8 protein-coding genes are annotated in these 13,204 nt (G+C 66.8%); 6 read left to right on the top strand and 2 right to left on the bottom strand.

All coding sequences use genetic code 11. From position 1 onward, the window contains the following. Positions 1–291 precede the first annotated feature (291 nt). The 5 genes from earP to AC3A35_RS12605 all read left to right on the top strand — a co-directional run bounded on the left by earP (position 292) and on the right by AC3A35_RS12605 (position 9,096). Positions 292–1,461 (top strand): elongation factor P maturation arginine rhamnosyltransferase EarP, encoded by a 1,170-nt coding sequence (gene earP / locus AC3A35_RS12625; protein ID WP_487436456.1) that lies wholly within the window; start codon positions 292–294, stop codon positions 1,459–1,461. A gap of 63 nt (positions 1,462–1,524) precedes the next feature. After that, positions 1,525–2,082, top strand: a complete 558-nt coding sequence (gene efp / locus AC3A35_RS12620; RefSeq protein WP_487436455.1) for an elongation factor P — start codon at positions 1,525–1,527, stop codon at positions 2,080–2,082. A 129-nt stretch (positions 2,083–2,211) separates the two neighbouring features. Next, positions 2,212–2,616, top strand: coding sequence for a hypothetical protein (locus tag AC3A35_RS12615; RefSeq protein WP_487436454.1), 405 nt, complete (start codon positions 2,212–2,214; stop codon positions 2,614–2,616). 52 nt (positions 2,617–2,668) lie between these two features. Beyond that, complete coding sequence (uvrA, locus tag AC3A35_RS12610; RefSeq protein ID WP_487436453.1) at positions 2,669–8,356, top strand: excinuclease ABC subunit UvrA; 5,688 nt, start codon at positions 2,669–2,671, stop codon at positions 8,354–8,356. A 47-nt stretch (positions 8,357–8,403) separates the two neighbouring features. Then, positions 8,404–9,096: a cytochrome b/b6 domain-containing protein gene (locus AC3A35_RS12605; RefSeq protein WP_487436452.1), complete on the top strand. Its 693-nt coding sequence runs from the start codon at positions 8,404–8,406 to the stop codon at positions 9,094–9,096. A 62-nt stretch (positions 9,097–9,158) separates the two neighbouring features. On the opposite strand, the gene AC3A35_RS12600 is transcribed toward AC3A35_RS12605, so the two are convergent. After that, positions 9,159–9,620 (bottom strand): c-type cytochrome, encoded by a 462-nt coding sequence (locus tag AC3A35_RS12600; protein WP_487436451.1) that lies wholly within the window; start codon positions 9,618–9,620, stop codon positions 9,159–9,161. Between the two features lie 242 nt (positions 9,621–9,862). Between AC3A35_RS12600 and AC3A35_RS12595 the strand changes: the two genes are divergently transcribed. After that, a complete protein-coding gene (locus AC3A35_RS12595) occupies positions 9,863–11,485 on the top strand; it encodes a methyl-accepting chemotaxis protein (RefSeq protein WP_487436450.1) in 1,623 nt (540 codons plus the stop codon). A gap of 168 nt (positions 11,486–11,653) precedes the next feature. Here AC3A35_RS12595 and AC3A35_RS12590 read toward each other — a convergent pair whose 3' ends face one another. After that, positions 11,654–13,111: a DegQ family serine endoprotease gene (locus tag AC3A35_RS12590; RefSeq protein ID WP_487436449.1), complete on the bottom strand. Its 1,458-nt coding sequence runs from the start codon at positions 13,109–13,111 to the stop codon at positions 11,654–11,656. Positions 13,112–13,204 lie beyond the last annotated feature (93 nt).

Here is a 13,204-nt window from a genome sequence, read left to right as displayed (position 1 = left end):
GCTTTTCGGCGGTAGGTCCCGACGCACCGATGCCGGGACGGGGGCCGTTTGCAGATTCAGGTTTGTTTTATTGTTTTTATATTCATTAAAGAAACAAAGAAGTAAACAGTGACCCGAAATCTGTGGATAAGTCCCCTGGCTCCTGTTGCAGTGCCGCATTTCGGGTCTGATAAACAGGTTGATAAATTCTGTAGTCGTTGTGCACCGAATGTCAGTGCTTTTTGATGCTGCGGTCGTTCGGGCCTTTGTCCACAACCTTTCCCGTGTTCATCCCCGGACTTGCCCACGGCCATGACTGAATCGCCGCATCCTTCGCCGCCGGATTGGGAGGTTTTCTGCCAGGTTGTGGATAACTATGGGGATATCGGCGTGTGCTGGCGGCTGGCGCGGGCGCTGGCGACCGAGCATGGGCTGACGGTACGGCTCTGGGTCGACGAGTGGACGGCGTTTGCACGGCTCTGCCCGCAGGTGGCGGCGAGTGCGGAACGCGTGTTCGCGGACGGGGTCGAGGTGTGCCGGTGGCGCGAGCGTTTCCCGCCGGTCGAGCCTGCCGGGGTGGTGATCGAGGCCTTTGGCTGTTCGCTGCCGGCGGCGCATCTGGAGGCGATGGCGAGCGCGCCGGTGGCGCCGGTGTGGATCAATCTCGAATACCTGTCGGCGGAAGACTGGGTGGCGGGCTGCCACGGGCTGGCCTCGCCGCATCCGGGGCTGCCGCTGGTCAAGCACTTCTTCTTTCCCGGCTTCGATGCCGCAACCGGCGGTCTGCTGCGCGAACGTGGCGTGCTTGCCGAACGTGATCACTTCCGGCGCTCCGGCGGGCGCGAAGCGTGGCTGTCCGGGCACGGATTCGAGACCCTGCCCGCCGACACCCTGGTCATCTCGCTGTTCGCTTACGAGCAGGCCGCGCTCGCCGATCTCATGGGCGCCTGGGCCGGGGGCGAGCGCGCGGTGCTGGTACTGGTCCCGGAGGGCCGCGTGCTCGCCGATGTGGCGCGGGTGTTCGGCTGCGCCGCGCTGGCGGCCGGGGCGCGGTTGCGTGCGGGCAGGATGGAACTGGCCGTGCTGCCCTTTACCGATCAGCGCGCCTACGATCGTCTGCTGTGGACCTGCGACCTCAATTTCGTGCGGGGCGAGGATTCCTTCGTCCGCGCGCAATGGGCTGCCCGGCCCCTGGTGTGGCAGATCTACCGGCAGCAGGACGACGCGCACTTCGACAAGCTCGAGGCCTTTCTTGCGCGCTACTGCGTGGGCCTCGATACGGCAGCCGCGGACGCGCTGGCGGGCTTCTGGCGTGCGTGGAACGGCCGTGGCGCGATCGCACCGGCATGGGCGGATCTCCTCGCCGCCCTGCCGGCGATCGACGCCCATGCCGCAACCTGGTGCACGGGTTTGAGCATGCAAACCGATCTGGCGGAAAATTTGAAGCAATTCTGCAACCACATTCGGGCCGCGAGAGAGTAGAATCGCGCGCTTTCGTCTATGGGCTTGCGGCTTCGGTCGCGCCGCTACAGTTCAGGAATCAGCATGAAAACCGCTCAGGAACTCCGCGTCGGTAACGTCATCATGGTCGGCACCGACCCGCTGGTGGTGCAGAAAGCCGAATACAACAAATCCGGCCGCAACTCCGCGGTCGTGAAAATGAAACTCAAGAGCCTGCTCACCGGCGCGCCGTCCGAGTCGGTGTACAAGGCCGACGACAAGTTCGAAGTCGTGCAGCTCGATCGCAAGGAAGTCACCTATTCCTATTTCGCCGATCCGATGTACGTGTTCATGGATGCCGACTACGAGCAGTTCGAAGTCGAAGCCGAGAACATGACCGATGCGCTCAAGTACCTGGAGGACGGCCTCGCCTGCGAAGTCGTGTTCTACAACGGCAAGGCGATCTCGGTCGAACTGCCGAATTCGGTGGTGCGCGAGGTGATCTACACCGAACCCGCAGTCAAGGGCGACACGTCCGGCAAGGTCATGAAGCCGGCCAAGATTTCCACCGGTTTCGAGCTGCCGGTCCCGGCTTTTGTCGAAATCGGCGACAAGATCGAGATCGATACCCGTACCGACGAGTACCGCAACCGGGTCAAGTGAGTATTCTTCCGTCGTGACCCAGGGGCCCCGCGTGGGCCCCTTGTTTTTGCTGGTTCAGGAACTTTCCGGCAGCGGATGTGGGTCAGAAAGAGCAGACTTTGACCTTTTCCACCGCACGAGATGAAATCGATGAGAATCCTGCTGGCCGCGACGGCCGCTGCAAGCACCCTCTTTCTCGCCGCCTGTAGCGAGGAAGTGTCGACCGCGAACGCCGAACGTCCTGCCAGCGAGGCCGTTGCCGAGGCGAAGGAAGCGGTCGGCGAGGCTGCGCGGAAAACCGGCGAGGCGGGCAAGGCGGTCATCGAAGCGGTGACCGAAACCGCCCGCGAGCAACTCGAGACCGGCAAGGAAAAGGCCGACGAGGTGGCCGACGCCGCCAGCGGACCGGCACTCGACGCCAAGGAGGCGGCCGAGCAGGCGGCGCGGCGGATCGCCGACGCCACCCGTGAGGCCGCGAGCAGGCTCAAGGATGCGGGCCAGGACGTGGTGGACGCTGTGCGCAGCAAGCCCGAACAGGACGCCGTGCCGCAGTGATGCGCGCGCATCCCCCGGCGGTGCCGACGTTCGCTTGCGTCGCTTCCCGGCCATGAGCGCTGCCGACCGCAGCCCCCAGTCCGACGTCATCCGGATTCGCGGCGCGCGCCAGAACAATCTGCGCAACCTGTCGCTCGACCTGCCGCTGAACCGGCTCATGGTCGTCACCGGGGTGTCCGGCTCGGGCAAGTCCTCGCTGGTGTTCGACACCTTGTATGCGGAAGGCCAGCGCCGCTATGTCGAGACCTTCTCGCCCTACGCGCGGCAGTTTCTCGACCGCATGGACAAGCCCCGGGTGGACCGCATCGACGGGGTGCCGCCGGCGATCGCGATCGACCAGACCAGCCAGGTCCGCACCTCGCGCTCCACCGTCGGCACCATGACCGAGCTGGCCGACCACTTCAAGCTGCTCTACGCGCGTTCGGCCCGCCTGCATTGCCGCCGCTGCGATGTCCCGGTGCGACGCGACTCGCCCGACAGCATTGCCGCCGATCTGGCGCGACGATCCGTGGCCGCCGGGGATCCGCGGCTGGTGATCTGCTTTCCGGTGACGGTACCGAAGAATTTCACCGAAGCAGAGATCACCGGACTGCTCAATGTGCAGGGCTACACCCGGATCCATCGGCGCGACGAAGGGGCGGATGGCGACGTGCTACAGGTGGTGCAGGACCGTTTTCGGTATTCCTCGGCCGAGTCGGCGCGCGTCGCCGAAGCGGTCGAGGCCGCGTTGCGCCTCGGCCACGGCCGGCTGACCGTGTTCACCGCCGGCGAAGGGCAGGACGAAGCGGCGTGGCGCTACTCCGACGGCTTGCACTGTGCCGACTGCGACATCCATTACAGCGATCCCACGCCGGGCCTGTTCTCGTTCAATTCGGCGATCGGTGCATGCGAGACCTGTCGCGGTTTCGGCCGCGTGATCGGGGTCGATTTCGGCCTGGTCATTCCGGACGAGTCGAAAACCCTTGCCGAAGGCGCGATCAAGCCGTGGCAGACCGAGAGCTATCGCGAGTGCCAGCAGGATCTGGTGAAGATGGCGAAGAAGGCCGGGGTGGCGATGGACATCCCGTTCCGCGAGCTGCCGCCCGAGCATCGGCGCTGGGTGCTCGAGGGCGACGACAAGTGGAAGAGCTGGGACAGCTCCTGGCCGCGCTACTGGTACGGCGTGCGCCACTTCTTCGCCTGGCTCGAGACCAAGGCCTACAAGATGCACATCCGGGTGCTGCTGTCGCGCTATCGCAGCTATACCGTGTGCCCGGCCTGCCACGGCGCGCGCCTCAAGCCCGATGCGCTGCTGTGGCGGCTGCCGGTGTCGTCGGGGCCGGATTCGATGGAGAAGGCCGGAAGCAATACCGCCGACAGGGGCCTGGCGATCAACGAATTGATGGCGCTGCCGGTCGACCGCATCCGCACCGCGATCGACGCGCTCGATCTGCCCGGCACGGCCGACGAGGCCACTTCGCTGGTGCTGGGCGAGATCCGCAGCCGCTTGACCTATCTCGCCGACGTCGGCCTCGGCTACCTGACCCTGGACCGCCAGTCGCGCACCCTGTCCGGCGGCGAGGTGCAGCGCATCAATCTGACCACCGCGCTCGGCACCTCGCTGGTCAATACCCTGTTCGTGCTCGACGAGCCGTCGATCGGTCTGCATCCGCGCGACATCGGCCGCATTCTCGGGGTCATGACCCGGTTGCGCGATGCCGGCAACACCCTGGTGGTGGTCGAGCACGATCCGCAGGTGATGGTGGCGGCCGACGAGCTGCTCGAGATCGGTCCTGGCCCGGGCGAGCGCGGCGGCAACATCGTGGCCCGCGGGACGCCGGCCGAGATCGCGGCCAACCCGGATTCGGTCAGCGGGCCGTGGCTGGCGGGCAGAAAGCGTGTCGACGTCGATCGTCCGCCACGTCCGGTCGATGCCGCCACCCCGCGCCTGACCCTGGTCGGTGCGCGCGAGCACAATCTGCGCGATCTCACCGTGGACTTTCCGCTGCAGCGCATGACCTGCCTCACCGGGGTGTCCGGCTCGGGCAAGTCGACGCTGATCCAGGACGTGCTGTATCCGGCGCTGGCCAAGCACTTCGGCGAAGCGGTCGAGACTCCGGGTGCGTTCGAGCGCCTCGACGGGGTGGACCTGCTGCGCGGCGTGGTGATGGTCGACCAGTCGGCGATCGGCAAGAGTTCGCGCTCCAACCCGGTGAGCTATGTCGGCGCCTGGGATCCGATCCGCAACCTGTTCGCGGCGCTGCCGGAAGCGAAGGAACGCGGCTATTCGCCCGGCACCTTCAGCTTCAATGCCGGCCACGGACGCTGCCCGACCTGCACCGGCTCGGGGTTCGAGCATGTGGAGATGCAGTTCCTGTCCGACGTGTGGCTGCGCTGCCCGGACTGCGACGGCAAGCGGTACCGTCCCGAGGTGCTCGAGCTGCAGTGGCGCGGGGTGTCGGTGGCCGACGTGCTGGAAATGACCGTGCACGAGGCCCTGGCCTTCTTTGCCGATCAGCCCAAGGTACTGGCCGCGTTGGCGCCGCTGGCCGACGTCGGCCTCGATTACCTGCGCCTGGGTCAGCCGGTGCCGACCCTGTCGGGCGGTGAAGCCCAGCGCCTGAAGCTGGCCGGTCACCTGGCCGAAGCCGCACAGAAAAAGGGCAAGAACTCAGGAGGGCGGGCTTCACCCCGCCAACACGCGGAAGCGAAGACAGATGGCGGGCTCAAGCCCGCCGCCGCCGCCGCGCCCGGTCTGCTCTTCCTGTTCGACGAACCGACCACCGGCCTGCATTTCGAGGATGTGGCCACCCTGCTCGGGGCCTTCAACAAGCTGCTCGAGGCCGGCAACTCGTTGATCGTGATCGAGCACAACCTCGACGTGATCGCGGCTGCGGACTGGATCATCGACCTCGGCCCGGAGGGCGGCGAGGACGGCGGCGAGGTGGTCGTCCAGGGCCGTGCGGCGGACGTGCGTGCGCACCCGGCATCGCATACCGGCGCCGCGCTGCGCGACTACGCAGCGGCGCTGCTCCGCACCGGCAGTGCGCCACCGATGGTGGCCGAAGCGGGCGCGGTCTATCGTGCGCTGGCGGCGCCGGCGATCGAGATCCGTCATGCGCGCGAGCACAACCTCAAGAACATCAGCGTGTCGATTCCGCGCGACCGGTTCACGGTGATCACCGGACTCTCGGGCTCGGGCAAATCGACCCTGGCCTTCGACATCGTGTTCGGCGAAGGCCAGCGCCGCTATCTCGAGTCGCTCAACGCCTATGCGCGCCAGTTCGTGCAGCCGGCCAGTCGGCCCGACGTCGACGGCCTGTTCGGCATCCCGCCCACGGTGGCGATCGAGCAGCGCACCAGCCGCGGCGGGCGCAAGAGCACGGTGGCGACGCTGACCGAGATCCACCCCTTCCTGCGCCTGATGTACGTGAAGCTGGGCACCCAGTACTGCCCGGACTGCCAGGTGCCGGTGACACCGCAAAGCTTCGAGGCCATCGTCGGCCAGATCCAGCGCGAGCTGCGCGGGGCCTCGGTGGAGGTGCTCGCACCGCTGGTTACCAATCGCAAGGGGCTGTACACCGACCTCGCCAAGTGGGCGCGGAGCAAGGACCATCCGCAGTTGCGGGTGGATGGCGAATACCTGCCGACCACCAGGTGGCCGCGGCTCGACCGCTACAAGGAACACACCATCGAGCTGCCGGTGGGCATGCTCAAGATGCAGGCGGACAACGAGACCAGCCTGCGCGAGTTCGTGCGGGTGGCGCTGGAACACGGCAAGGGGGTGCTCAAGGTGCTCGAGCTGGGCAAGTTCGGCGCTCAGCCGGTCACCTTTTCCACCCTGCGCGCGTGCCCGAGCTGCGGTACCGGCTTTCCGGAGCCCGATCCGCGTCTGTTCTCGTACAACGCCAAGCACGGCTGGTGTCCCAAGTGCTACGGCACCGGGTTGAAGACCAGCGCGCGGGTGGACGATCCCGATGCGCTCGACCTCGGCGATGCCGAAGACACCGTCAACGCCGACGAAACCTGTCCGGCCTGCGACGGTGCGCGCCTGAACCCGGTGGCCAGGGCGGTGCGCTTCCGCGACCTCGGCCTGCATCAGCTGGCAATGCTGCCGGTAAATCGCGCAGCGGACTTCTTTGCCACCTTGGCGCTCAGCGCGCGCGAAACCGACATCGGCCGTGATCTGCTGTCCGAAATCCGCGGCCGGCTCGATTTCCTCAAGCATGTCGGGCTGGGCTATCTCGCGCTCGACCGCGCGGCGCCGACGCTGTCGGGCGGCGAGGCGCAGCGCATCCGTCTCGCCGCCCAGCTCGGCTCCAACCTGCGCGGCGTGTGCTACGTGCTCGATGAACCGACCATCGGCCTGCACCCGCGCGACAACCGCCTGCTGCTCGACACCCTGGAAGCCTTGCGCGACCGTGGCAACACCCTGCTGGTGGTGGAGCACGACGAGGACACCATCCGTCGCGCCGATCATGTGATCGATCTGGGCCCCGGCGCCGGGGTCCGTGGCGGCAGGGTGGTGGCCGAGGGCAATATCGCCGCGTTGCTGGCCGCGCCCGAGTCGGCCACCGGGGCCTGGTTGCGCAATCCGCTGCAGCATCCGATGCGGCCACGGCGGGCGGTGACGGACGCGCATCCGGCGATCCGGGTCGAGGGCGCGACCCTGCACAACCTCAAGGACATCGCGGTGCGCATTCCGCTCGCGCGCCTGACCGTGGTGACCGGGGTATCGGGCTCGGGCAAGTCCTCGCTGGCGCGCGACGTGATCCACGCCAACCTGCGCGCCCGCCTCGGCGATCCCGAATCCACCCGCGCCCGCCGCCGTGGCCAGGCCCAGCCGGACGAGGTCGACCAGCCGCTGACGGGCTGTCGCCGCCTCCTCGGCTGGCAGCAGGTCGGCCGCGTGCTCGAGGTCGACCAGACCCCGATCGGCAAGACCCCGCGCTCCTGCCCGGCGACCTACGTCGGCTTCTGGGATGCGATCCGCAAGCTGTTTGCCGACACCTTCGATGCCCGAACCCGGGGCTGGGCGGCATCGCGTTTCTCGTTCAACACCGGTGGCGGCCGCTGCCCGGTGTGTGACGGTGCCGGCCAGACCACGGTGGAGATGAACTTCCTGCCCGACGTGAAGACGCCGTGCGAGGCCTGCGGCGGCGCGCGCTTCAACCCCGAGACCCTGTCGGTACGCTGGCGCGACAAGACCGTGGCCGAAGTGCTGGCGCTGCCGGTGGACGAGGCGGTGGGCTTCTTCGCCGCCCATCCGGCCATCGCCCACCCGCTGCAGCTGCTGCAGGACGTCGGCCTCGGCTACCTGACTCTGGGCCAGCCCAGCCCGACCCTGTCCGGCGGCGAAGCGCAGCGCATCAAGCTGGTGACCGAGCTCGCCAAGGTGCGTACCCGCGTCGGCGAGCCGACTGCCGGCGGCGTACCGCTGGTGGCCGACAGGCACACCCTGTATGTACTGGACGAACCGACGGTCGGCCTGCACATGGCCGATGTGGACAAGCTGATCCACGTCCTGCACCGCCTGACCGACGCCGGACACACGGTGCTGGTGATCGAACACGACCTCGACGTGATGGCCGAGGCCGACTGGCTGATCGACCTCGGGCCGGAGGGGGGGGACGAGGGTGGCGCGGTGGTCGCGGAAGGGCCGCCGGAGCAGGCGATGGCCGTCCCGGGCTCGCACACCGGCCGGCATCTGGTCGAGTTTCTCGCCGCCCGCTGCGGCAGTGCGGAAACCAATACGGCGTGAGCGGGTCTGTGCAGGCACGCACAAATCCACAACGTCATAAGGTCATCATGAACAAGAAGCACATCCGGGTCTGGGACTTGCCGACCCGCCTCTTCCACTGGTTGCTGGTCGTCATGACGACCGGGGTTTTCGTGACCGGCCTCGTGGGCGGCAACCTGATCGTCTGGCATGGCCGGCTCGGGGTCGCGATCACCGGCTTGCTGGCTTTCCGGCTGGTGTGGGGCGTGGTTGGGTCGACCTATGCCCGCTTCACCCATTTCGTTCCCGGTCCGGGGCGCATCGCCGCGTACGTGCGCGGGCAGTGGAGTGGACTGGGCCACAACCCGCTGGGCGCGCTGTCGGTGCTCGGCCTGCTGGCGGTGCTGGTTTTCCAGGTGATCAGCGGGCTGGTGTCGAACGACGACATCGCCTTCGAGGGACCGCTTCGCGTCCTGGTGAGCAAGGATGCCAGTGACTGGCTCAGTGGCCTGCACCGACAGAACACCTGGGTCGTCGGTGCGCTGGTGACGGCGCATCTGCTGGCGATCATGTACTACGCCCGGGTGAAGAAGGACAATCTGGTGAAGCCGATGATCACCGGTCTCAAGGAGGTGAGCGATCCTTCGGCGAAGCCGGCCCAGGGCGGCGGATTGGTGTCCTTCATCATCGCGCTGGCGGTGGCCGCGGCAACGGTCTGGGTGGTGAGCGGTGGACTGTTGACGCCCCCGCCGCCACCGACCCAGGCTGCGCCAGCCTGGTAGGCGATCCGCACGAAAAAGCCGCACCCTCGGGTGCGGCTTTTTCGTGTGCTGGCCGATCGTGCTCAGTCTTCGCGGAACTGGTCGTGACAGGCCTTGCAGGTCTTGCCCAGATCGCCGAAAGCGGTCTTCACCGTGGCGGCGTCGCCGTTTGCGGCGACCTTGGCGAGGTTGTTGGCGGCCTTGTTGAAGTCGCCGGCCAGCTTGCCCACTTCCGGCATGTTCTGGAACAGCTCGGGCTTGACCCGGGTCTTGTGCTCGCCGATCGCCTTGTCGGTACCCGGACCGAACAAGGCACCCATGCCGGAGTTGGCAATGCCGGCGATGGCATTGGCGGCCGCGGTTACCTGGGCGGCATCGTAGCTGCCTTCGAGGTTGCTCTTGATCTTGCCCATGTTCCAGCTCATGAAGCTGTAGCCGGCCTTGCGGAACTTGATCTGGTCTTCGGGCTTGAACTGGGCGGAAGCCACCGTAGCCAGGGACAGTGCGACAATGCCGAGGGCGACGCGGGCGAGGGATTTCTTCATGTTTGACCTTTCCGGGTTTGTTGTTGAAGGGGAAACCGGCGATCCGACCGGCACCGTGCGCAAATGGTTCCATGCGCTTATCGGCAAAGCATGATATTCCGATTGGTTTGTATTTCAACCCGACGGCATCGACGTCGGTAACTGTCTGTTGAAAAAGGACTAAAGCTTGCGCGGGGCGGGCCGTAGTACCTGTGGACAACGGAATGGCCCGCGTTCGGGACCAAAACAAGGAGAAGAAAATCATGCGTCGTTTGTCCGACACGCCGATATGGGTTCGCTTGACCGGCGCGATCTGGCTGATGCTGGTGCTGGCATGGGGCAGCATGATCGCGTGGGAAACCCGCGTGAACCGCGATACCGCGATCGCTCAGGCGAAGGATTTTGCGAGCACGGTCAACGAGATGACCATGGCCGGACTGACCGGCATGATGATCACCGGTACGGTGGCACAGCGCGACGTGTTCCTCGACCAGATCAAGGAACTGTCGTCGGTGCGTGACCTCAAGGTGATCCGCGGCGAGGCGGTGAGCAAGGTCTATGGTCCGGGTACCGCCTCCGAACAGATGCTCGACGAGGTCGAGAAACAGGTCATGGCCGGGGGGGCGGCGGTGTTGCAGGTGGCCACCGACGAGCGCTACGGCGACCATCTGCGGGTGGTGATTTCGTCGCCGGCGTCGAAGAACTATCTCGGCAAGGACTGCACACTGTGCCATCAGGTGCCGGAGGGCACCCCGCTCGGCGCGGTGAGCATGCGCATTTCGCTCGACAAGGTGAATGCCGCGGTGAGCGATTTCCGCAACAAGAGCATCCTGTTCGCGTTGCTGGTCTCGCTGCCGCTGATCGGCTTCGTGTATCTGTTCATCCGCCGCTTCGTGACCCGGCCGTTGTCCCATCTGACCGACAGCCTGTCCGAGATTGCACAGGGCGGCGGCGACCTTACCCGCCGGCTCGATGCGCCGGGGCAGGACGAGATCGGCCGCACCGCCGACACCTTCAACCGCATGCTGGCGACGATCGGTGGCCTGGTACGCCAGGTCGGCAGTTCGGCCGAAGCGGTGACCGGGTCGGCACGCAATCTGGTGCGCGGCGCGTCGCAACTGGCGGAGGGCTCGCATCGTCAGAACGACAGTTCGATGAAGGCGGCGGAGTCCGTGGACGAGCTGAACGCAAAGATCTCGCATATCGCCGACAGTACCGAAGCCGTGCGCGAGCGTTCGCGCGAGAGCCTGTCGCGGTCGCAGGAAGGGCAGAAAAGCCTGGGGCAACTGATCGGCGAGGTCGCCCATGTCGAGACTGCGGTCCAGAACATGGCGCAATCGGTCGGGGCGTTCGTGGAATCGACGCGGGCGATCACCAGCATGACCCAGGAGGTGCGGGAAATCGCCGAGCAGACCAACCTGCTCGCCCTCAACGCAGCCATCGAAGCCGCGCGTGCCGGCGAGCAGGGCCGCGGCTTTGCGGTGGTGGCCGACGAGGTGCGCAAGCTGGCCGAGAAGTCGGCCCGGTCGGCGGGCGAGATCGACAACATCACCCGCGAGATCAGCCGTCAGTCGGCTTCGGTCCAGGATTCCATCGGGCGCGGACTGAATCACCTCGAGTCGAGCCGTCACGCGGCCGAGGTCGTCGCCGGTGTGCTGGTGGCGGCCAACGCCTCGGTCACCGAGGTGGGCGAGGGGCTCGACCTGATTGCGGCGGCGACCGGAGACCAGCGCCGGGCGAGCGAGTCGGTTACTGCCAGCATCGATGCGATCGCCGGCATGGCGCGAGAGAACAACGTCGCGATCGAGCGTACGGTGGAAGCGGCCCGCGAGATGGAACAACTCGCATCGAGTCTGCAGGAGTCGGTGTCGCGCTTCCGGGTCTGACCGGCTGCGGGCGCCTTCAGCCCCGCTTCGGTCACGGTCAGGTTGGCAGGCCGGGCGCTGCCCACGGCAACGACCGGCCCTCACCGCAGGCGGGGATATCCGCCACGCGGCGCCGGTCTGGCAAGGGCCCGCGGCCGGTCGGGAGGCTGTCCCGACCGCGGCCCGGGCTCAGTCGAGGCGCACCGGAACGAAGATCCGTGCATCCTCGCGCTGGATCAGCAGGGCGAAGCGCTTGCCTGCCGCCTCGACAAGCTGGCGGAACTGCTCGACCGAACTCACCGGTTGATTGTTGAGGGCCAGGATCACATCGCCGCGCTGCACCCCGGCGCGCGCCGCAGGGCCGGTGCTGCCCTCGACCACGAGACCGCCGGCGACTCCGAGCTGCGCCGCCTCCTGACTGGTCAGCGCGCGCGCGGCGAGGCCGAGCTTGCCACCGGTGTTCTCACCCCGACCACCCCGGGCCACCGCGGCGGGTTCCGGATTCAGCTCGTCGAGGGTGGCGGTGAGTTCCCTGCTCTTGCCGTCGCGCCACACATCGAGTCCGACCCGGGCCCCCGGGCGCTTGTCGCCGATGATGCGGGGCAGGTCGGCCGAGTCGCTGATCCGGTTGCCATCCACGCCCAGCACCACATCACCGGGTTTCAGTCCGGCCTTGTCGGCGGCGCTGCCGGGCTCCACGCTGGCGACCAGCGCGCCCCGGGCGTCGGGCAGACCGAAGGACTGCGCGAGTTCCTTGTCCACGCCCTGGATGGCGATCCCGAGACGACCACGCTGAACCCGGCCGTGGGTCACGAGCTGGTCCTTCACCTTCATCGCGACATCGATCGGAATCGCGAACGAGATGCCCATGAAGCCGCCCGAACGCGAGTAGATCTGCGAGTTGATGCCGACCACTTCACCGCCGAGATTGAACAGCGGACCGCCCGAGTTGCCTGGATTGATCGCCACATCGGTCTGGATGAAAGGCACATAGTTTTCGTCCGGCAGGCGCCGTGCCTTGGCCGAAATGATGCCGGCGGTGACAGTGTTGTCGAAGCCGAAGGGCGAGCCCACCGCCACCACCCATTCACCGACGCGTGCACGGTCGGCATCGCCGATTTTCACCGTCGGCAGGTTGCCGGCGTCGATCTTGAGCACGGCGATGTCGGTACGCTTGTCGGTGCCGACCACCTTGGCCTTGAATTCACGCTTGTCGATCAGGCGCACGGTCACCTCGGCACCGTCCTCACCGACCACGTGGGCATTGGTCAGCACATAGCCGTCGGCACTGACGATGAAACCGGAACCGATCCCGCGGCTGATGCGCGGCGGTCCGCCCGGCTGTCCGGGCATGCCCGGCGGCATCGGCACGCCGAATCGGCGCAGGAAGTCGTAGAACGGGTCATTGGCGAGCGGGTTGTCCGCGCCGCCGCTCAATTGCTGTTCCTGGACCACGCTGATATTGACCACCGCCGGCCCGACCTGTTCGACCAGGTCGCCGAAATCGGGCAGGCCATAGCGGTTGGGCGTGACCATCGACGCCGCTGGGGCGGCCGGGTTGGCATGTGACGACGAGATGATGCTGCCTGTGGGCAGGAAGGCGGTGAGGGCGACAATCAGGGTGCTGGCAACGAGGGTGTTTCGCATCGGTTTTCCTGTCTTGTGGTCAGCTTGGATGGAGCGTTGACGCCGGTGCATGCGGCGCGTTCCCGGCGCGACGCTTTCAACATGAGGGCGGAG

It is taken from the genome of Azoarcus sp. Soil_N_20, assembly GCF_057656155.1.
Note: the sequence above shows the minus strand (reverse complement) of the source record. Positions and strands in the feature narration are given on the sequence as shown.

Excerpts from the sequence above, each read along its gene's own strand:
- earP (WP_487436456.1), top strand. The coding sequence starts at position 292 with ATGACTGAATCGCCGCATCCTTCGCCGCCGGATTGGGAGGTTTTCTGC.
- efp (WP_487436455.1), top strand. The coding sequence starts at position 1,525 with ATGAAAACCGCTCAGGAACTCCGCGTCGGTAACGTCATCATGGTCGGC.
- AC3A35_RS12615 (WP_487436454.1), top strand. The coding sequence starts at position 2,212 with ATGAGAATCCTGCTGGCCGCGACGGCCGCTGCAAGCACCCTCTTTCTC.
- uvrA (WP_487436453.1), top strand. The coding sequence starts at position 2,669 with ATGAGCGCTGCCGACCGCAGCCCCCAGTCCGACGTCATCCGGATTCGC.
- AC3A35_RS12605 (WP_487436452.1), top strand. The coding sequence starts at position 8,404 with ATGAACAAGAAGCACATCCGGGTCTGGGACTTGCCGACCCGCCTCTTC.
- AC3A35_RS12600 (WP_487436451.1), bottom strand. The coding sequence starts at position 9,620 with ATGAAGAAATCCCTCGCCCGCGTCGCCCTCGGCATTGTCGCACTGTCC.
- AC3A35_RS12595 (WP_487436450.1), top strand. The coding sequence starts at position 9,863 with ATGCGTCGTTTGTCCGACACGCCGATATGGGTTCGCTTGACCGGCGCG.
- AC3A35_RS12590 (WP_487436449.1), bottom strand. The coding sequence starts at position 13,111 with ATGCGAAACACCCTCGTTGCCAGCACCCTGATTGTCGCCCTCACCGCC.